This window comes from Methanobrevibacter smithii ATCC 35061, from assembly GCF_000016525.1.
Lineage (GTDB): Archaea > Methanobacteriota > Methanobacteria > Methanobacteriales > Methanobacteriaceae > Methanocatella > Methanocatella smithii.
In genome coordinates this window covers 546691-567727 of the sequence record NC_009515.1, presented here as the reverse complement: position 1 = coordinate 567727, position 21037 = coordinate 546691, and the positions used below count along the sequence as shown (strand labels likewise).

Below are 21037 nucleotides of genomic sequence, written 5' to 3'. Positions count from 1 at the left end.
GATGTTTATAGGCAAACATCCTTTTTTGTAAAGTAGATGTATGAAATTGTAAGTCCGATTGCAAATGTAGCTAGTATTATAGCTAGTGAAGTTGCTGTATTGCAGGAATAGTTGGCTATTTCATTTGCTCCGATTAGATATGAACTGCTCCACGGAAAATATGGAGCATACTTGGTTGAAGAAATCATGAGATTTCCAATACTGAATGCAGCTCCGGTAACCATTGCAGCTACCATATTCGGCACAAGCAGTGATAAAAATACAAATGGTGAAAAACTTAAAAATAACAATATATTTGTAATAAACATTTCTTTACAGCATTCAATAGCTCCTGCCAATGTTATATTGCTGGCTCCGCCCAGATATCCGAAGAAACAGGTTGATAAAAATGTAATGGCCACTAAAATCATTGTCCATATGAAAAACATCAAATATTTTCCTAAAATGAATTTTCCACGAGATAATGGAATTGTCATCATTGTTTTTAAGCTATGTTCTGTGTATTCTCTTCCAAATATGTACGAAACTACAATTGCAAAAAGAACAATATTGAACATGGAGCCGGTAAACTGATTGCATGCCAAAAGCATACTTTCAAATCCGTCAGCATTTCCACTAATTAAACTTAAATAAAGTAGGAATGGAAGTGTAAGTGCTCCAAGTACAGTTAATAAAAATATTTTTGAATGTTTAAGTTTTATAAATTCACTTTGAATAAATGCAATCATAATAATCACCTATGAAAAACGTACATCATTACCTATAAGTCTTGTAAAGAATTCTTCTAAGTTTTCTTCACATAACATTAATTCTGATACTTTGATTCCAGATTTGACAAATTTTTCATTAATTTCATCTCTTAAATCCAAATGGTTAAATAATCGGATTGATGTGTTATTTTCAGGAGTTTTTTTAACTATAAAATCAATATTTTCCCTAAATCCTGACTGTTTAAGAATTTTTGAAGCTAGTTGAATATCTGAGACTTTAAAATCAGCATGTTTATTTAATCTGTTTTCCAGTTCCTCTTTGGAGAGTTCTTCGATGAGATTTCCATGATCCATAACACCAATGACATCAGCAATATGTTCGATTTCACTTAGAATATGGCTGGAAATAAGGATTGTTGTTCCGTAGTCGTGGGCCAATGTTTTTAGAAGTGCTCTTATTTCTTTAATTCCAACTGGATCCAATCCGTTTATAGGTTCATCTAAAATCAACAATTCTGGGCTGTGCATTATAGCTGCAGCTATTCCTAATCTCTGTTTCATACCTAAAGAAAAATCTTTAAATTTTTTATACTTTGCATCATATAAACAGACAAGATTTAATACTTCATCAATTGTTTTTCTATTGTAATTGCCTCTTAATTTAGCTATTATTTTTAAATTTTCAACAGCATTGAGGTTTTCATAAAATCCGGGGGTTTCGATTATTGATCCTATCTTGGAGTAGTTTTCTTTTGGATGTTTTCGGTAATCTTCTCCAAAAAGGTTAATTTCGCCGGAGCTTGGTTTTGATAAATTTAGAAGCATGCACATTGTGGTAGTTTTTCCAGCACCATTTCTGCCCAGCAGTCCATAGATTTGTCCTCTTTCAATTTTCATATTAACTGAATTAACAGCAACATCTTTTCCAAAGCGTTTTGTTAAGTCTTTTGTTTCTATAATGTATTCTGTCATAGTGTTACCTCGTTATAATAGCAAATGGCTCATTGTTATTGGATATTTTATAACTTGTAAATGTAATATATATTTTACACATGTAGCAAGTAAGAAGTGGTGTCTGCTGTAATTATGATTTAAAATTTTTTGGATTTTAAAAAATAAAATATGTAATATATACATTACATATGTAAAAATTAGTTTACATTATATATAAATTTTTCTTATAAAAATTAATATTTTGTACTTAAATGCAGTTTAAATTTTAAAAAATAAGATGTTGGGAATGTAATTCCCATTATATTAAATTATTGATTCCTTTGGAAGCAAGTAAACCTACAAATGCTCCTGGGGGATCCATTACGATATTTCCTTTGGAATATTGGTCTAAAGCAGCATTAACCATTTCTGCTTTTTTAAGAGGGTCGCTTGCAGCATGACCTGCAGCTTTTACAATGTCCATTACTGCAGCTCCTCTAGTTTGGCCACCAGTATATTGTTCTTCTCTTATTATGTCAATACCGCTTGCATTCATTTGAGTACCGTTGACATCTAATGTTCCAGCACTTTTCAATATTGCATCTAATGCTTCACTGTTAACAGCTACAACAGCATCAATATTTTCACTAGTATTGTATTCTACAATTTCTTTTGCTAGCTGCATGGATTTTTTAGTATCATTGTCCCAGAATGAATCGTGAAGTAACAATTTTTCGCCTGCTCCTTGTTCTTGAGCTTCTTGGGGCTCCGAAGCATTAGGGTGAGTCATTCCGTGAGGATATATTTCAGTATAATTGACAAGTTCACCATCTTGTAATGACACGATAAATGCCATATCACAGGCACCCATTCCAGGTCTAGGTTCACTTTCATCAATTGCACATACAAGTATGTTCTTTGAGCCTTGAGCTAATTCATTATCGTGAGGTAAGAATAATTCACCTGCAATTACTGCGATTAATCCAATTAAAATAACAAGTAAAATGGCGATAATCAGTTTTTTTCTTCTTCTCATATTGCGCCTACCTTGATGTTTATTAATATTGTAATTTATTTATTCTTTTCATTATACTTAAATGTTTATTCTAATTTAAGTATGGTCATTTGTTTATATTTTTTTCAAAAAAAAGGTTTTATTTTATTGATTTTTTCAGAATAATTAAGCTAAATATTAATTTTGTTTAGTTTTTAAAATATTTTAAAAAAAGGTTTATAACAGGTTAAATAATTTTTATAATTGTTTATTTTTTATTTTTGCAGCATCCGAAGAAGAAATTAAATACTTTTTTAATATTCTTTTTTACTTTGCTTGTTTCCTCTTTTGGTGTTTCACAACAGCTTGGTCTTACACCCATGAGATCATCTCCTAGTTTTGATTATTCGATTTAATCTTAAAAATAAATATTTTATTTGATAGGTGAAATTAAATATGATAATACATATTTAATTTCGTGAGAGTAGTTATATGCTTTTTATTAAATTAGAGAAAGAGAGTATAAACTAATTTAATAACAATCGGAGTGTAGTAATATGGTTTTAAACCAACAACACATTAGTAATTTCAAATTAGATATTTTTTAGGTATACCTAATTTTCATCACCAGTTATACTGTAGTTCGAAGTAGTATATAACTGTTTTTATTTTTTTAGGTCAACCTAAAATTTATATACAACAATAAATTATTTTTTTAAAAAGAGATAATTGGTGTTTAAATTGATGTTTGGTCCGTTTTAAACACCTATTTTTGAGGAAAATAATATGGAGGTAGAATATTAAATTAGGGAGTAGTTTATATTTAATTTAATATCTATTTGGAGACCATATTTATTATTTGACTGATATAGGTAATTTTAAATTAGACTTCCAATAAATTTAGGTGAGCCTAATTTTTCATCACCAGTTATACTGTAGTTCATGATAGTATATAAATGTTTTCATTTTTTTAGGTATGCCTAAATTTATTATATAAAAAATAATTTTTTTTAAAAAGAGATAATTCGGTGTTTAAATTGATGTCCATTGATTTTAAACACCTCGTGTTTTTACATGGAAACTTGGCAGAGTTTTTCCATGTTTTTGATCTTTATATTAAATCAGAAAATTGTGAAAACCAATTTAATATAATAAATTTTGGAGTTTATTATTTGACTAATAATGTGTTTTGAGTAGTTGTAATTTTAGGATCCTATAAATTTAGGTGAGCCTAACTTTACACCACTATGTATTAAGTTAGTTGTTGTAGTATATAAAGCTTTCTATTTTTTTAGGCATACCTAAATTTTTTAGTCACTTTTAATAATTAATATTACTATTGTTATAATGGGCTATATAAATTATTCGATATTTTTGGTTTACCTAAACATTTAAATAGCATTAAAACAAAGTTAAGTGTAGGTTTAGGCAAGCCTTATTTTTAAGCAGAAGATATTTGAAAATTATCATAAATTTTTAAACTTTAATTTAGGCACGCCTAAATTCAAATTTTTATTTAATTAATATAAATAAAAATTCTTTCTAAAGAAAATAGGAGAATGGTTAATGAAAGAATGTATTGTAGGATTAGCAGGAAACCCTAATGTGGGTAAAACTACAGTATTCAATCAATTAACAGGTATGCATCAGCATGTAGGTAATTGGCCAGGTAAAACTGTTGAAAGAGCAGAAGGCCATTTTGATCATGATGATACTCGCTTTGATGTTGTTGATTTGCCTGGTAATTATGCATTAAGTGCTCATTCTATTGAAGAAATCGTTTCAAGAGATTTCATTGTAGATGATGATTCTGATGTGATTGTTAATGTAGTAGATGCTGCTAATTTAGAACGTAATTTGTATCTGACTGTTCAAATGATGGAATTAGGTGCAAACTTAGTAATGGCTCTTAATATGAATGATTTTGCAAAGAAAAAAGAACATATTATTGATATTAAATTAATGGCTGAATTATTAGGTTTTCCGGTTGTTGAAATTAATGCTAAAAATAAGGACGGGTTTGATGAATTATTATCTACAGTTAAAAAAGTAGCTAATAAACATATTGATACTACTCAAAAATTGGTTTACGGTCCTGAATTAAGAGAACATTTGGGGGATCTTCAGGCATTAATTGAAAAGGACGTTAATTTAACTGATGTTCCAGCAATGTGGACAGCAATAAAATTATTGGAAAAGGATGCTATTGTAATAGAAAAAGTTCAAAAATCCAAATATTCTTCTCAAATATTAAGGGAAACTGATAAAGTAGCTGCACATTTAGCAGATATTTATAATGAAGGTGCAGAAGAAGTAATAGCTAATGCAAGGTATGCATTTATTGATGGACTTATGAATGAAGCAGTAAGTAAACCTGCTGTGGAAAAACCAACAGTATCTGATAAAATTGATAAATATTTGACTAACAGAATTTTAGGAATTCCTATATTTTTAGTTATCATGTATATTATGTTCCAGCTTACCTTTACAATTGGAGCACCTTTCCAGGATCTGATTGATGAAGGTTTTGGTTTGTTAGGTGAAGCTATTGGTGGTCTGTTAGGTGATTCAGTACTTTCATCTTTTATTGTTGACGGTATTATTGGAGGAGTAGGTGGAGTATTGACCTTTTTACCGATTATTATAATCATGTTTTTATTCATAAGTATCCTGGAAGACAGCGGTTACTTGGCTAGAGCTGCTTTTGTTATGGATAAAGTTATGCATAAGTTAGTTGGTCTTCATGGTAAATCATTTATTCCAATGATTTTGGGATTCGGTTGTGGTGTGCCTGCTATTATGGCTACCAGAACAATGGAAAACGAATCTGACCGTTTGCTTTCAATGATGCTTGTTCCGTTTATGTCATGTACTGCAAGATTGCCTGTATATGCATTGTTGATTTCAGCATTTTTCGCTGCAAATCAGGGCGAAGTATTATTTTCAATTTATTTGTTAGGAATTGTTGTTGCACTTGTTGTTGCAGCTATTCTTAAAAGAACTATGTTTAAAGGAATGTCTTCCCCATTTGTTATGGAGCTTCCGACATATAAAGTTCCATCATTAAAAGGTGTATTATTACATACTTGGGATAAAACTAAAGGATTCCTTAGAAAAGCAGGAACTATTATTCTTGTAGCATCTATCATTGTATGGGTTTTAAGTAGTGTGCCATTTGGTGTTGAATACGGATCTCAGGAAAGTGCAATTGGTCAAATAGGTACTGCAATAGCACCAATTTTCGCTCCTCTCGGTTTCGGAGAATGGCAACCTGCAGTAGCAATATTATTTGGTTTAGTTGCTAAGGAGGTTGTTGTATCTACATTCAGTTCACTGTTCGGTGTAGAAGAAGAGGGTTCGGGTATTGAAGCTGCTGTTCATGATTTATTCACTCCACTTTCAGCATATGCATTTATGGCATTTGTGCTGCTGTATGTTCCTTGTTTCGCAGCTATCGGTACAATCAAACAGGAAACCAACAGTTGGAAATGGCCGTTAACTATGTCTGTTATCACATTAGCAACCGGTTATATTGTAGCTCTTATAATATATCAAGGCGGTTCGTTACTGGGTTTTGCTTAGGTGATGATTTTGCGTAGTAAAAGTGGTATTAGGGGCATTAAGATCCCTAAAAATAAAAAAGTGGAAGGAAAATCTCCTTCCAAATAATTTTTTTATATTATTATTTTTTGGATTACCTAAATATTTATATACTATTTCTTCTAAATATTAAATTAGATTTTAATTAGGTATAACTAAAAACTTTATTTTAGGTAAGCCTAAATTTTTATAGATATATTGTGGAGTTGATAAAATGGTAAAATCTTTATTGGATGTGAACGCTGGTGACGAAGTAACTATTGTAAAATATAATGATGGTGGAAACACTGATTTAAAAAGACATTTATTAGGTATGGGATTCGTTAGAGGTTCAAAAATCAAAATTCAAAAAGTTGCACCTTTAGGCGATCCTATTGAATTCAAAATTAAAGGGTATGATGTTTGTCTTCGTAAAGAAGAAGCTAAAAACATTATTGTAGAATAAATCCTTTAATTATTTATTTTTTCTGGATGATTTTTATGAAATGTAGAATGTGTGGATATGAATTTGACGAAAATGAGATTCCAAACAGAGGTTGCTCCGGCTGCGGAAAACATGGATGTCATTCTGTTCATTGCCCTAATTGTGGATTTGGTAACTCACCAGAACTTGATCAAGAATTTGATTTTATTATAAAACTTAAAGATAAAATTAAAAATAGAAAAAAAGCTACTCATTAATTTGTTTAGCTTTTATAATTTCTGCACATGTGTCTTTAACACTTATTTTTTCTGTATTGACATTCAAACCTGATTCTTTTAAATTATACAGTATTTCTGTTGTTATCGGTGTTCTTAAATGAGCTTTTTTTAATAATTCCATATCTGAAAATATCTTGTTTTTATTTCCTGATTCTATTATCTCACCATTATAAAGAACGAATATTTTGTCTGCATACTTGCTGATCATGTCTATGTCGTGTGATGAAATTATTAATGTCATCCCTTCTTCATTAAGCTGATTCATAATATTCAGCACTTTTTCAACACCGTCAGGGTCAAGTCCGGCTGTCGGTTCGTCCAGAATCATCAGTTCAGGTTTCATAGCTATTATTCCGGCAATAGCTATTCTTTTTTGCTGCCCTCCACTTAAATGGTGTGGGGTTTTATCTTCATAATTTTCCATACCAACCATTTTCAGTGCATCTTCAACACGTTTTTCCACTTCATCGTAGCTTAAACCCAAATTCATAGGTCCGAAAGCTATATCTTCTTTTACGGTTGGTGCAAATAACTGGTCATTCGGATCTTGAAATACAATTCCAACTTTTTGTCTGACTTTAAGTAGTTCATCTTTCTCAAAAGAGATAGGTTTGCCTTCTATTTTAACACATCCTGAGGTAGGTTCTGTTAAACCGTTGAAATGTGAGAAAAGTGTTGATTTGCCTGCACCGTTAGGTCCGATAATAGCTACTTTTTCTCCTTTTTCAATTTCGATATTGATATTTTTTAAAGCCCGTGTACCGTCAGGGTATGTAAAACTTAAGTTTTCAGTTGATAATTGTATATTTGTCATGTTATTTTCCTAATTTTAATTAATTGTAAGTTTCATTCCTAAATAACCTAACTGATTTGTGTACTTGTATAATATAACTTCAATAACAATCATAAGGGTTATTATGGAAATTAAATAAATGTAATCTGATTTTTCAAGCTGTGTTTTTTCATTAAATAACTGGGAAGTATCTGAAAAGCCACGGCTAACCATACTTTTATGAACTCTTTCTCCCTGTTCATAAGATTTTAAAAACATCATAGCTATTGTATAGCCAACTTGTTTTACTATCCATCTGTAAGGAACTAACTTTGAATGTATATTAAAGTTTCTGGATTTTTGAGCATTTCTGATAGTTGTTAATTCATCAATAAATACAAATAAAAATCGCACTGTAATACTTAAAATCATAGCTAACTCTTTTGGCATTTTTAATTTTCTAAATGATGCCACAATTTCCTGCATCGGACTTGTAGAAGATAAAAGTACGATGGCTGTAAGTGATGTAATCACTCTTCCGAATAATAAAATCGCCCAGTTTAACCCGGTATCAGTTATTTGTATCCATGAATATGCCCAAAGTACATTTCCAGGATGGATAAATGGTTGAAATATTATGATGGCTCCACCAAAAGGCAGTAATAATGCTATTCTTTTAAATGCATCTTTTATAGATACTTTTGATAAATATAAGATAAGCAGTAAAAATATTTCCATTATTATTGGAACAATAATCTGCTGTGAAAAAACAGTAAAAACAATGATTATAATTGCTGAAATTAGTTTTACAGGACCATTTAAGTTATGAATTATGCTATCTCCTGATGCAATATCATCTAACTTAAGTGTTTGAGTAATGTCTGCCAATTATTAATCTCCAAAAAATTTCTAAAATCTAGTATAAAAATATGAAAAAAAGAAGTTATAAATTTAACCTCTTTTTTCTATAATTTTTCCAATAACGAATCCTCCTGCAAGGCATATTACAGCACCTAATATGAGGACTCCAATTTCACCAAGTGATCCTAATGGTTCAAAAGTGTAGTCTGGGAATGGGGATGAGTAAATTTCATTTAATCCGTCAACACCATAGTCTTCAGCTAATCCTGCATCTTCTGCAGATTTTTCAAGACCATCAGGGTTTCCAGAGGCAATAAATGGTGATAAACAGCTAATTATAATACAGATAATAACTGCTACAATTATTAGGTATCCGTCTTTTTTACTAAGATTCATTTATTTTCCTCCTTGTGTTTGTTTGTTCCACATAAGTAAATCTGGCCTATATTTTTCTAAAGCCATTATTACAATTACAGTTAAAACAGCTTCGATAATTCCTATAAACATATGGTATAATACCATTGAGTAGATTCCTAAAGTAAGTGGGAATGTTCCGGCTATTGCAAGTTCAACAGCTGCTGCTGCAGCTATTACAGTTGCTAACCATGCAGCAACTCCAATTGCAGGGTATTTTCCGATTGTATTTTTTAATCCTTTAAATGTGTATAATCCAACACATCCTCCAATTATTCCCATATTTAATACATTGGTTCCGAGTGCGGTGATTCCTCCGTCACCGAAAATTAATGCTTGTATAAGCAATACTATAGTAAATACTAAAACTGCAGCTTCAGGAGCACAGAATACTAATGCCACTAAGCATCCACCAACCATGTGTCCACTGGTTCCGAATGGTATTGGCATATTCATAGACATGATTGCAAAGATTCCCGCAGCAAGTATTGCCATAAGTGGGACATGTTTGTCATCAAGATTCTTTTTAGCCCATTTTGTTGCAAAATAAAGAGCTACAATTAAAATAATATAGTATATTACACATTGTGTCCATGGTATAAATCCATCAGGTATATGCATATTTTTTCCTCCATTTTCCTATTTGAGTAATACTTTTTTTTAAAAAAAATTATAGAAAAGTATTACTTTCATTGGTTATTTATTAAAATATCATGTATTCTCGATTTATTCAAGAAATAACCTTTTTATAGCTATTGTTATCATGATACACTATATAATTATGAAAAATTGTATTATATAAATGTTATTAAAGTATTACTATTTTATATTATTTTTTTATAAAAGTAATACTCAATTTACTTTTCAAAATATTTGATATATTCTCCATAACCTTCTTTTTCCAAATCTTCAAAAGCTATAAATTTTAAAGCTGCAGAATTGATGCAATATCTCATCCCGCCTAATTCTGAGGGTCCGTCATCAAAAACATGGCCTAAATGGGAATCTGCTTTTTTACTTTTCACTTCTGTTCTAATCATATTATGGCTTGTATCTTTTATCTTTTTAATGTTGTCTTCTGATATTGGTTTTGAAAAGGAAGGCCATCCGCATCCTGAGTTGAATTTATCATGAGAGGTAAATAATGGCTCTCCACTTACAACATCGACATACAATCCTTTTTCATTGAAATCATTGTATTTTCCGCTAAATGGAATTTCAGTAGCACTGTTTTGTGTAACTTCATATTCAGTAGGATCCAATTTTCTGATATTTTCCTTTATTTTTAATTTTTCTAAGGATTCATCTATTTCCGGAAGTTTGCTTAAATCAACATGGCAGTAGCCATTAGGATTTTTTTCCAAATATTTCTGATGGTAGGTTTCTGCAGGATAAAAATAAGTTAGGGGCATTACTTCAACAGCTATTTTTTTGGAATAGTTTAACTGTTTTTCTTTAATAAACATTTCAGCTATTTGCTTATCTCTAATGTCTGTGTAATAAATTCCTGTTCTGTACTGTGTTCCTATATCTGGTCCTTGTCTGTTGATTGCGATTGGATCTATTATTTTAAAAAATTCTTCCAATAGCTCTTTTAGAGATATAAAATCTGGTGAATATGTCACTTTTACGCATTCTGCATGTTTTGTATCAAAGTTACATACTTCTTCATAAGTTGGATTTTTGGTGTTTCCGTTTGCATATCCGACTTCTGTTTCATACACTCCCAATATTCGGGATATGTAGGTTTCAACGCCCCAAAAACAGCCTCCTGCAAGGTATATTGTTTTCAGGTTTTCTTTGTTAAATTGTATTTTATTGTTTATGTTTTCTAAAGACATACCAAAACCTCCAATAACTGGGGATTTTTTCATAAAATAGTATATGATATTAAAAAACATTTAGTATATAAAGATTTTTATTAAAAAATAGTAAGATTAGCATTTATTTGATTTGATAATAAATGCCAAATAAATGAAAATAGCTACTGCAAAGTATGCCAAAACCTGGATATCCAGTATTCCTGTTTCAACTCCTAAAATTGAGTATGTCAGAAGCAGGCTGTAGAGTCCGATGTATGCAAAGTCATTGGTTTTTTTCATTATTTTATATCCGATACCTAAAATGAATCCGAGTCCGCACATTTCAACAGCTACTCCAACTTTACCGAAGTCAATAACCATTTGGCCGATTAATGTTGGTGTTACAGTAACTTCTGTTCTCCATGCTATTAATTTTCCAATCATCATTCTTGGTCCGAGGTCACTTCCAGGTATGGAACTGGCTAATAACTTTCCATGGGTTACTCCAAAGTTTCCTCCAATAAAATCAAGCAGGTTCAATACATTTAATGTAAAATCTGCCCTGCTTTCCAATGTGTAAAATGGATTGGTGGCTGAAGTGACTGTGTATTCTTCAACTGATCTGAAATAGCCGATTCCGATAATTGCACATACACCAATTAATGCACCTACCACAACTTCCCATACAGCTAAGATATTTCCATAGTAACCTATGATTATCATGATAAGTAAGACTGCAAGTAGTGGTGTCCTATAACCTAAAGCCAATAAAAATACACAGCTGATACCTATCAAAATTAAGAAACGGAATCTTGCCTGAGAACGTGTGATTTTGTTTTCTTGGAATTTTTTTAAATAGGCACTGGCAAGTATACAAACTCCTGGAATTATTAAAAACACAGGCATTGTAAATAATGGTTTTAATTGATATCTTAAAGAGGTTTTAAGAATTGGAATTCCGCCGACTGATGCTACACTTACAAAGAAGAATAATATGCTTATTAAAACTAAACAAAATCCGATTGAATAGAAATCCTTGCTTTTAAATTCAATTGCCGGTTTTTTAAATTCTTTATTTAAAAAGTATCTTGGCAGTATTGCAGATCCTATAAAAAATGCAATAAATGCAATAGCTAATGTGATAGCTAAACTGGCTGAAACAGCATTGATTGACAGTATTAGAAATGCTCCGAATACAACAAGTACAATCAGCGGATTGAATGCTTCAGAATTCAATATTTTATTTTTTTTAATAAATCCTAAAAAGTTTTCACCAGGATAAAGTCCTTTTAAATAGCTATTGACCCATGCATTTTCAAAATAATTTAAAATTGAAAAAATAATTGTAAATAAAAGGGATTCATGAAATAGTTGTGATATTTTATTTACAATTGAGGTTAATTTTGTATATATTAAGCTCATAAGCTACACATCTTAAAATGTTTTGATATTGGTAACATTATAGTTATTTTCAATAGTTTTTAAGTCCTGTTCACTGCAGTCATAAATTCTAATGGTTATTGGGCTTGTTGCACCATTAAAGTTTCCTAAAATACCGTCTGCAAGATTTATTTCATCACCTGTTGCTCGGGTTATAATTAATTGGTTGTATATACCTGCATTTGATCCTTTTATTGATATTCTTTTATCATGGGAATAAAGACTGTTTGTCAAATCCTGATAATTAATTGTAGTTAATTCATCAACTGCAATTGCTGTTGTAATTTCATAATTTGTAGTGTTGCCGATTCCTGAAATTAATTCATTTAATGAAGTAATATTTTCCGGTTTGACTGTCACTTCTGTTAAATTGTTAAATTTCTTTCCATTTGTTTCAAGAGAAATGGAGTCTATATAAATGTCTGCATTAGGAATGTCTTTGTATAATCCTGCCAGATATTCTTTTCCATTTGAATTAATCAGTACTTTGACATTTGATCCTTTGTCATCATCAATCCATGATATGTTTCCATGTAATTCAACAGCTTTCCCAGTACTTGCATTATATCCGCTGACAGTTGTTTCCACTACATTTCCTTCTAAGTATAATTTCAAATAATTTTCAACTATTTTATTCATTGTAGATGAGTCATATGATGATGTTTTTGTGTCATTTGAATCATCAGTTGTAATATGGATAAATGCAAAAACAACAGCACATATTACTGCAATGATTATAATATAGTCAACAATTGTAAGTTTTTTTAATATTCCTTTTTTCATAATCTCAAAATCCTTTAGTTATTCATCATAAATAGCACCCACGGGGCAGATGTCTACACATTCTCCACAGTCATCACATTTGTTTTCATTAATTTCAACTTTAAATGCTTTTTTTATGATAGCTTCTTCAGGACATACGTCTATGCAGTCTTCACAAACTCCGCATTCTTCATTATCGATTTTCAAGATAAGCACCAATTTTTTAATTTATTAGTATAAACCGTAATATTTATATATTTAGTTAACTCAATATTAATATATCTTTTCTATGTACTTTTAGTTTATGTTTGTTTAATTTAATGATTGAAACATAACATTTATATAGTATTAGATACAATCTTATATTGTATGTAAATCATATGCAAGGGTGCCCGAGCGGCCAAAGGGGGAGGACTTAAGATCCTCTGGTATAGGCCTTCGAGGGTTCGAATCCCTTCCCTTGCACTATTCTTTAAAAACTGTATTTTTTTCTCGATTTTGCCTTAGTGGCTCAGCCGGTAGAGCGCCACCTTGGTAAGGTGGAAGTCGGGGGTTCGAATCCCCCCTAAGGCTTCTTTAAAAACTATTTTTCTTAATTATTTTATAAAAAAAAGTTTTGATAATTTAATTTTCTATAATCTCTACATTATTCATAGATTTAATAGAATCAAAATCATCATTTAAAAGGAATAAAACGATTTTTATACATTTTTCAATTCCGTTTTCCTGTCTTTGGAACAGTTCTTCACTGTTATTTTCTCTTAAATCGCTCGTAACATCACTGGTTGTTATGATTGTGCAGTCATTGGTTACAACAGATATTCCCCCTCTGCCTATTCCTGCTGTAGTTCCGATAGCTATATCGCAGCAGGTTATTTTTTTTACAGCTTCAGCCATAATTTTACTAACTTCTTTATCTTCTGTTTCATTGTAACATTTAATTCCTTTAATTAGTGTTGTAGGTTCGGGAGGATTTTCAATTTGCAGAACACTTTTTACAGCTTCAATAGTTGGTATAAACAGACTGCATGTTACACTAAGTTCATTGTAGTTAAAGTTTCCATAGCTTTCAGGATTTTCAATGTAATCTCTTCCGAAATTGCCTGTATATCCTTGAGCTATTGCATGAAGTTCTCTTCCTATTTTTCCATGTGTAAAACATTCTGCTGTAGCTATTTTAATCATATGAATCCTTCAATAATTTTAAAGAAGTTTTTGTTATTTGCTTTGCAACTTCATCTAATGTATATGGGGTAATAGGCTCATGGTCCCTTAATAATTTGTTGGTAGTAACAATTAGATGGTTTTCGGTTATTCCTTCTTTTCTAAGTTCATCTACTGCAGGGTTGTCTTCAAATTCAGAAATATCTTTTACTTCTATAGTTTCATCTCCAAATCCAAATATTCCTGCAGTGCTTATTGTTTTAGCACCTCTTTCATGTGCATGTTTAATGATTTTAGCTGCAATTGGTATTGTATTTCCGCCAGCTATCTGTATTGCAACTACATCTCCTTTTATCAAGTCCAAATTGTCTGGAGTAATGTCTTCACAAACGCTGATAATTTTTCTGAAATTTTCATCATGGGTGCATAACTTATTTAGAAAATCAGCTTTATATTCTCCGATGTTAGCACCTTTCATTGTAAAAATAACATCTCCACCATCTATTTTTTGCCCATCGAAAACTCCTATTTCTTTAGGTCCGCCTCTGTGTACCTGTATTAAATGAATTCCAATTCTTAATCCTAATCTTCCAAATCCAATTAAGTCTATTCTGCCTTTTGGAATTCTTGAATCTTCTATTTCCTGTATCATTTCAATATTCTCCAGATGTTGTATAACTATTGTTATTATGATTATGGGTTATATATTTTCCCAGGGTTTTATATTAACAACTTCACATTTAATATTAAGCGGTTTTAATAATTCCTTTAATTTGTATAATCCTGGAACTTCGCTGCTGTGATGGCCTAAATCAATTAAAGTAATATTTAAGTTTTTGGCTAAAACTGCACTTTCCTGAGTCAAATCTCCAGATATCAGCAAATCCAAATTTAATTTCCTGGCTAATTTAATATATTCGGAATTTTTAAGACCAAATCCTGAAACAATTCCAATTTTATTAAGCTTTTTGCTGCTGGAAGGTTTATTTACAATTCTAATTTCGTTAAAGCTATCTAAAATATCTTTTTCAAAATCACCAAATGACTTGTCTGTTTTGCAGATTCTTCCAATATTTGTAGTCTTATCAAATGGTGATATGACATTTAATTTTAATGTTTCAGCTAGTGCTTCATTAGCTCCTCCATTAATAATATCCCAATTTGAGTGAATGGTATAAGTTGGTGTTTTTGGATTAAATAATGGGGGATGATGAGTTAAAATTAAAGTATTTGTTTTTTGAGTGTCAAATTCAGGATATAAATCCATAAATATTTTAATGGAGCTGATATCCTGATTTAAATTATATTCTTTTTTAAAACCTATTTCATCATTTTCTAAAGCCAGATTTTTAGGTATGTTTTTGTCTATAAACTCAATAATTTCTTTAAGTTTCATTTAAATCATTTTTGATTCAATTTTATCTAATTGTGTTTTTATTAAATCATCACAGCTAAACGGGTTGATAGTTGATATTTTCATAGCTTTTGCATTAATTAAGTTAATAAATTTTGGAATATCTTTTTTTTTGAAAATAACTTCTTCAAAAAATCCCATTTCGCAGGCACTATAAAGAACACCTTCCATTTTTTGGGATTCATGTAATGCATTTGTCAAAACACCAATAGTTAAAGTCATAGTCCCTGATGTTTTAGTATCTATTCCTTTAGTTTTCAGGATAGCTTTATTAGGTGCATTAACAGCATTTATTCTTTTATGAATATTATTTTTATCTTTAAGTAATCTATCATTATCTTCAGCCACTGGATCTTCTATTAAAAATACTTCAGCATTAATTTCAGATGACTGTTCAACAGTTAATCCTCCAAAACCTGTAGTGTCAATAACTACATCTCCTGAATTAATCAGCTCCAAACTGGTTGAAAATTCTATACTTTTTTTATAATCTCCACCAATATCCGTATCCAGTAATTCTTTCAAGTGGGGATAAATATCTATTAGCAGAATATTGTTGTATTTTTTCCTTAATTTTTTGACAATTCCTACTCCTGTAAAGTAGGTTCCAACAACAACGATTTTAGTGTTTTTATCTAAATTTAAACTGTCAATGTAATTTAGGCATGCTTCAGATTTTTTGTTAATGATATTATTAAAAATGTCTATTAGTTTAGTTTCAGATTTTATAGTAAAAACTTCAGAAGTTATTCCGGTGTCAACATCCATATTTTTAGCCTTCTTTTCTAAATCCTATTTTTTGCAAAGCTTCATTTGCTTCCTCATATACTGCATCTTCAAGGGTTTTTTGACTGATTGCATGTGAAGGTGATGTTCCGCAGGTCAGTATTCTTCCTTTGTTGTCTACAAAAAGTAAAAGTGATCCTGAACCGGGTAATCCTAAACGACCCCTGGCTATTATTAAATCAGCATCACATACATCCAATGCCATAATTGCCTTTGCAAAAGCAGGACTGCGATTACTGTCTGCTTCATTAGTGTTTATTTGAAGTATTTTAGCAGAAGGCAAATTATATTCTCTTAAAACTTTATTTAAAACATCAACTTTAATCCCATTTTTATTTGGGATATAAATCTTTTCAGCATTTTTAATATAGTTTTGAATTTCCCGTACTTCTTCTAAAGTATCTCCCAAACGACAGTTATTTCTTGATTCGTCTAATGCCTTTTTAATCATTTCTTCAAAAGCCATATTTTAGCCTCAGATTGTTTGTGGTGTTAAACCTAATTTATTTATAACGGAAACTACATCATCATAGTTTCCACAAACAGGTGATCCTACACCTTTTACTTCTAATGGGTAATTGTCAGCTATTACAGTAGCTAAATTATTAGCTCCAGCATTTAAAGAATATTCCACATTTTTAGGACCTATAGTTGGGGTAGGTACTGTAATCCTTATTTCAGGATACATTATACGGGTTACTGCCATAATTTTCAGCTGTTCTTCCAGTGGGGAAGGTGGATGATTTGCCATGGGGGTGTCTTTATATGGATTAAATCCCATTATTGGAATTTCACCAAGTGTTTCAAAATTATTTAAATAACGTAGGTGAGCTATTTTGTCTTCCAGAGATTCTCCAAGTCCGACCAATAATCCTGATGAAAGTTCAATTCCGGCATCACTAACTCCTTGACATGTTTCAATCCTATCATTTAAGGTTTCTCCAGGTTTTACAAAGTTAAAAACATCTTCATTGATGGTTTCCAAATTACAGCATACAGTATCTGCATTTAAATCAGCCAGTTTGTTGATTGATTTTTCTGTTAAATCTCCTCCAACATTTACCAAAATTTCTAAGGAAGTATTGCTTTTAACAATTTCTGTTGCATTAACTGCCTGTTTGCCTTTGTAGCCATAACCTCCAGAGCAGCTTACTCTAGGGATCCCCGCTTCTTCAATGGATATTGCAGCTTTAAGTATTTCTTCATCTGTTTTATAAAAAGATTCATAATATCCTTCAGTTGAGGTTTTGGGTGCAAATCCGCAATATTTACATCTTGGTTGGATTGTACATTTATTTGTAATGTGGACTGTTGATGTCAATTTAATTAGTTTGGAATGTTTGTTTCTAATGGATACAGCAGTTTCACATAATTTTTTCAAGTCTTCTTCTTTATTTATTTTTAATAATTGAAGAAATTCATCATCACTTATTTTTTTATTATTTACAGCCTTTTTTAAAATTTCATCAATCAATTTCGAACCCTCGGTTGAGAATATTAATATAATAAAAATCCGTATAAAAATAGTAAACTTATTTTTTAATAGCTAATATGACTCAATTATTAAAAAATAAGTTTTGCATGTTGATATGAAATCAACATGAACTTATTTTAAGTGTTTCACTTAGCTTCTTTTTTCTAAGTTTTCTAAAACAGTAGGTACGATTTCTGCTAATGGACCGAAGTTCATGGAGTCAGCAGTACCGAGTAATGCACCAGGGTTTAAAGCTTCATCCATTTTGTCGATACCTTCATCTTGCATTAAAGCAGTAACTTGGGTTAAAGCTTCGTTAGCCATCATTTGTGCAAATCCAGCAGGTGCACCTAAAATTTGAGTTACAGTGTCTCTGTAAGCTAAGATACCTGCGTAAGTAATTGCAGTTACAGCGGAACACATATCACATACAGGACCTAATAAGTTTGCAGGTAATGTGAATGCAGATCCTCTTGCTTTTTCACCTAATTCTAATAAAGTTTTGATGGATGCTTCATCAGCATATCCTTCACCGATGTATGCTTGACCTTTCATTTCAGGTACAGCACCTGGGTGGTATGAAGCTACATTTACGTTTGCTCCACATTCGTCGAATATTTTTTTGAATTCGGTGGTAGGAATGGTACATGCATGAGTGAGGATAGCTCCTTCTTTGAGTTCTCCTGCGAATTTTTCGATGATAGGTTTTTGCATTCCACCTTCTGGTAACCAGGTCATTACCCAGTCAGCGTCAGCTACTGCTGCTGCATCATCGTTCATGGTTTTCATTCCTAAATCTTCAGGATCTACGAAGTGTATAGCTGCTTTAGGTGGTGTAGGGAGGGATTCAGCTAACTCATTTACTTTTGCTCTGATGTCAGGCATTACATCTTCTGCTTTACCAGCTTTGTGTGCTGCAATTACTTCTTGGAAATCGAAATCGTCTACTACGGTAAAGTCGTTGTCGAATACAGGGTCGGATACAACTACTTCGTCTACTCCAGCAAGGTGTAATAATTCTGCACCCATTTCAATAGTGGAGTGAGTCATTGCGATTTTTTCTTTTCCGGTTTCTTCTGCAACTTCACAAGCTCTTGTAAAGTTTGTAATACCACTTGCAGCATGAGTTCTGTAACATCCTGCACCTAAAATTGCTACTTTCATTATTTTTGTCTCCTTTAAAACATATATATATTTTATTTTTTAAGTTTCTTAAAAAACATTTACTACATTAATAATTATTTAAAATGTGCCTTAATAATCTCCCTATTAATTATATAAAAGAATTTCATGTTTGTTAGTAAACATTCATTCTAATTTTTAAATAATTTTCGCTGAATTCAGCAGTTGTAGTAACAATTAAATTATTATATCTTTACAATATATAAGTTTTTACATCTGTTTTTTAGTAGTATTAACTTATATTTTCGTTTTTTTATTTTTGTATTACTTTTGATTTTTTTAAGTTATTTTGAGCTTTTTTTAAGTATTACTATTGTAATTCTGTTCGTAATAACTAGTTTTTTATATACGATTTTTAAAAACTTATTGCCGTACTTGAGTTAAGATATTTTTGGCTATAATGCTTATATTGTTCTTAACTTATAAAACAAAATTTATTTATTTGATATGTTCATATAATATATTTAATTAAATTTAAAGGTTGTAATCAAATGTATGATTTAATTAAAGAAGCTATTGTTGATGACGATGCAGCTATTGAATTGTCCAAAATGGATAAAAATGTAGTTGAAGTTGTTGATGCAATTTCTGAATTGTCTTTAGAAGACACAATGAAATTGGGAATGAAATTTAAAAGATTTCCATTAGGCTGTGACTTGACCGAAGCGGTTGTTGGAACATGTGCATCTGATTTGGAATTAATGGAATTACTTGGAAACTGCCGTTTATCAGATATGTTGGGATTGCCTATTCATATTTGCGCATATGCATTTGCAGATATTGCTGAAAAACATGGCATGCGCGGTATCGAAGTAATGAGAAAGGTGTATGACAGTGTTGATGTTCCTCTTGATTTAGATCATTTTGGTGAAAACGGACCTATGAGACTTCCGCAGAATATTGTAGGCTGTGGCGGTGAATGTTATAATAAAGGACCGGTTTATACTGAATGTCCGAGAGATAGAATTCATGAAAGATTAATTGATAAAGAAAAAGCAGAATCTTCAGATAAGGAAGAATGGGTAAAATTATCATCTTCAGTAGCTATTAATTTAACCAGTGAACAGACTGGTGAGGGTCATGCGGCACCTTACAGGGAAGCAGAGGATATAGCTAATCTGGCTAAGAAATACCAGAGAGGTCTTGAAGCTATCATGTTTATTGGTGACGGTTATGATGATCTTATTACAGGATTTGAAAAAGCTATTGGAATAGGTGCTGATGTATTTGTACTTGAAGGAGGACCTTATAATGGTGCTAAAAATCCTGTTGAAGCATTTGCAAAAGCAGTTGCAGCTTCCAGAATATTATGTCCGGGTAAAGTGGTAGGTACTAATGGTGCTTATGAAAGAGAATGTAGAATAGGTCTCAGATCTGGTCTGAATGTTATTATAACTGGTTTTCCAAAAAACCATCACGGATATATGTGCGGGTATGAACCTGGAACTGCCAGAAGAGGCAAATTTGGTCTTCCAAGAATAATGCAAATAATGAAAGAGGAAGTTCATAATCCTAATGTTCAGGTTCCTGTTTTAAAAGAAGACTTAATCCCACTTACAACAGCAATTAAAATAGCTGGAAGAGATTATATCTATCCGAAAAAGATTGGTGCATATACTGTAGGTGATGCACACTGGGCTACTTTAATTAATTCAAAAATGTATAAAAATCTTACTTTAAAAAATGATTTAAATGATATTGTAAATTCTGTTAACGGAAATAGTGTGGCATTACTTGGTGGGAGGTTCCTTTCCTGGGTAATAGCTAATGAATTGGATAAACAAGTTGATGAAATTATTATATCTGATGCAGACCCATGGGTTCAACGTATGACTGTTGAGAACTTGCAGGATGCATTAGATGCAACTATTATTCCTGGAGATGGTGATGTAAATAGTGCTAAGCAGGCAGATAGTTCTATTATCTCTTCAACAGTTCCAGGTATCAGTAATAAAATTTTAAATAAAGTTCCTAATGCATTTAATATTGTATAAACCTAAAATTATAAATTAATTAAATAATAAAAT

At 31.2% G+C, this 21037-nt stretch carries 22 protein-coding genes and 2 tRNA genes; 6 read left to right on the top strand and 18 right to left on the bottom strand.

The features are described 5' to 3' along the window. Window positions 1-5 precede the first annotated feature (5 nt). The 3 genes from MSM_RS02970 to MSM_RS02960 all read right to left on the bottom strand — a co-directional run bounded on the left by MSM_RS02970 (window position 6) and on the right by MSM_RS02960 (window position 2679). Complete coding sequence (locus MSM_RS02970) at window positions 6-728, bottom strand: ABC transporter permease (protein WP_011953999.1); 723 nt, start codon at window positions 726-728, stop codon at window positions 6-8. A 9-nt stretch (window positions 729-737) separates the two neighbouring features. Continuing rightward, complete coding sequence (locus MSM_RS02965) at window positions 738-1682, bottom strand: ABC transporter ATP-binding protein (protein WP_011953998.1); 945 nt, start codon at window positions 1680-1682, stop codon at window positions 738-740. 280 nt (window positions 1683-1962) lie between these two features. Further along, window positions 1963-2679 carry a DUF4012 domain-containing protein gene (locus MSM_RS02960; RefSeq protein WP_004032347.1) on the bottom strand — a complete coding sequence of 239 codons (717 nt, stop codon included), beginning with the start codon at window positions 2677-2679 and terminating at the stop codon, window positions 1963-1965. A gap of 1524 nt (window positions 2680-4203) precedes the next feature. Between MSM_RS02960 and feoB the strand changes: the two genes are divergently transcribed. The 3 genes from feoB (at window position 4204) to MSM_RS02945 (ending at window position 6918) form a co-directional block, all read left to right on the top strand. Beyond that, a complete protein-coding gene (gene feoB / locus MSM_RS02955) occupies window positions 4204-6219 on the top strand; it encodes a ferrous iron transport protein B (RefSeq protein ID WP_011953995.1) in 2016 nt (671 codons plus the stop codon). Window positions 6220-6451: 232 nt separating this feature from the next. Next, window positions 6452-6682 carry a FeoA family protein gene (locus tag MSM_RS02950; protein WP_004032343.1) on the top strand — a complete coding sequence of 77 codons (231 nt, stop codon included), beginning with the start codon at window positions 6452-6454 and terminating at the stop codon, window positions 6680-6682. Window positions 6683-6717: 35 nt separating this feature from the next. Beyond that, window positions 6718-6918, top strand: a complete 201-nt coding sequence (locus MSM_RS02945; protein ID WP_011953994.1) for a hypothetical protein — start codon at window positions 6718-6720, stop codon at window positions 6916-6918. On the opposite strand, the gene MSM_RS02940 is transcribed toward MSM_RS02945, so the two are convergent. The 8 genes from MSM_RS02940 to MSM_RS02905 all read right to left on the bottom strand — a co-directional run bounded on the left by MSM_RS02940 (window position 6908) and on the right by MSM_RS02905 (window position 13197). Then, a complete protein-coding gene (locus MSM_RS02940) occupies window positions 6908-7753 on the bottom strand; it encodes an energy-coupling factor ABC transporter ATP-binding protein (RefSeq protein ID WP_004036578.1) in 846 nt (281 codons plus the stop codon). The two genes, MSM_RS02945 and MSM_RS02940, sit on opposite strands and share 11 nt — an antisense overlap. A gap of 15 nt (window positions 7754-7768) precedes the next feature. Continuing rightward, the gene (gene cbiQ / locus MSM_RS02935; RefSeq protein ID WP_011953993.1) at window positions 7769-8599 is read right to left on the bottom strand and encodes a cobalt ECF transporter T component CbiQ; all 831 of its coding nucleotides are present in this window, start codon (window positions 8597-8599) and stop codon (window positions 7769-7771) included. Between the two features lie 63 nt (window positions 8600-8662). Beyond that, on the bottom strand, window positions 8663-8968 hold the full coding sequence (locus MSM_RS02930; protein WP_011953992.1) for a PDGLE domain-containing protein: 306 nt from the start codon (window positions 8966-8968) through the stop codon (window positions 8663-8665). Further along, window positions 8969-9607: a cobalt transporter CbiM gene (gene cbiM, locus MSM_RS02925; protein WP_011953991.1), complete on the bottom strand. Its 639-nt coding sequence runs from the start codon at window positions 9605-9607 to the stop codon at window positions 8969-8971. 236 nt (window positions 9608-9843) lie between these two features. Then, on the bottom strand, window positions 9844-10887 hold the full coding sequence (gene msrB / locus MSM_RS02920) for a peptide-methionine (R)-S-oxide reductase MsrB (protein ID WP_011953990.1): 1044 nt from the start codon (window positions 10885-10887) through the stop codon (window positions 9844-9846). A 36-nt stretch (window positions 10888-10923) separates the two neighbouring features. Beyond that, window positions 10924-12210: an oligosaccharide repeat unit polymerase family protein gene (locus tag MSM_RS02915; RefSeq protein ID WP_011953989.1), complete on the bottom strand. Its 1287-nt coding sequence runs from the start codon at window positions 12208-12210 to the stop codon at window positions 10924-10926. Between the two features lie 12 nt (window positions 12211-12222). Further along, window positions 12223-13011, bottom strand: coding sequence for a hypothetical protein (locus tag MSM_RS02910; protein WP_011953988.1), 789 nt, complete (start codon window positions 13009-13011; stop codon window positions 12223-12225). 18 nt (window positions 13012-13029) lie between these two features. After that, window positions 13030-13197, bottom strand: coding sequence for a 4Fe-4S binding protein (locus MSM_RS02905; protein WP_011953987.1), 168 nt, complete (start codon window positions 13195-13197; stop codon window positions 13030-13032). Window positions 13198-13372: 175 nt separating this feature from the next. On the opposite strand from MSM_RS02905, the gene MSM_RS02900 reads away from it, so the two are divergent. Together MSM_RS02900 and MSM_RS02895 are read left to right on the top strand one after the other, a co-directional pair. Further along, window positions 13373-13455: transfer RNA gene (locus MSM_RS02900), tRNA-Leu, on the top strand. A gap of 35 nt (window positions 13456-13490) precedes the next feature. After that, window positions 13491-13563, top strand: a tRNA-Thr gene (locus MSM_RS02895). A 51-nt stretch (window positions 13564-13614) separates the two neighbouring features. On the opposite strand, the gene MSM_RS02890 is transcribed toward MSM_RS02895, so the two are convergent. The 7 genes from MSM_RS02890 to hmd form a co-directional block, all read right to left on the bottom strand. After that, entirely contained in the window at window positions 13615-14175 is a 561-nt protein-coding gene (locus MSM_RS02890) for a UPF0254 family protein (protein WP_004036588.1), read from the bottom strand. Next, a complete protein-coding gene (locus MSM_RS02885; protein ID WP_004032331.1) occupies window positions 14168-14806 on the bottom strand; it encodes a hypothetical protein in 639 nt (212 codons plus the stop codon). The genes MSM_RS02890 and MSM_RS02885 overlap by 8 nt, the downstream gene beginning before the upstream one ends. Window positions 14807-14854: 48 nt before the next feature. Continuing rightward, complete coding sequence (locus MSM_RS02880) at window positions 14855-15550, bottom strand: Nif3-like dinuclear metal center hexameric protein (RefSeq protein ID WP_011953986.1); 696 nt, start codon at window positions 15548-15550, stop codon at window positions 14855-14857. Beyond that, window positions 15551-16336 (bottom strand): SAM-dependent methyltransferase HcgC family protein, encoded by a 786-nt coding sequence (locus tag MSM_RS02875; RefSeq protein WP_011953985.1) that lies wholly within the window; start codon window positions 16334-16336, stop codon window positions 15551-15553. A gap of 4 nt (window positions 16337-16340) precedes the next feature. Beyond that, entirely contained in the window at window positions 16341-16820 is a 480-nt protein-coding gene (locus tag MSM_RS02870) for a DUF3236 domain-containing protein (protein WP_011953984.1), read from the bottom strand. A 9-nt stretch (window positions 16821-16829) separates the two neighbouring features. Next, window positions 16830-17828, bottom strand: a complete 999-nt coding sequence (gene hmdB, locus MSM_RS02865; RefSeq protein ID WP_011953983.1) for a 5,10-methenyltetrahydromethanopterin hydrogenase cofactor biosynthesis protein HmdB — start codon at window positions 17826-17828, stop codon at window positions 16830-16832. 150 nt (window positions 17829-17978) lie between these two features. After that, window positions 17979-18992, bottom strand: coding sequence for a 5,10-methenyltetrahydromethanopterin hydrogenase (hmd, locus tag MSM_RS02860; protein ID WP_004032326.1), 1014 nt, complete (start codon window positions 18990-18992; stop codon window positions 17979-17981). Between the two features lie 509 nt (window positions 18993-19501). Between hmd and hmdC the strand changes: the two genes are divergently transcribed. Further along, window positions 19502-21004, top strand: a complete 1503-nt coding sequence (gene hmdC / locus MSM_RS02855) for a 5,10-methenyltetrahydromethanopterin hydrogenase cofactor biosynthesis protein HmdC (RefSeq protein WP_004032325.1) — start codon at window positions 19502-19504, stop codon at window positions 21002-21004. Window positions 21005-21037: the final 33 nt, after the last annotated feature.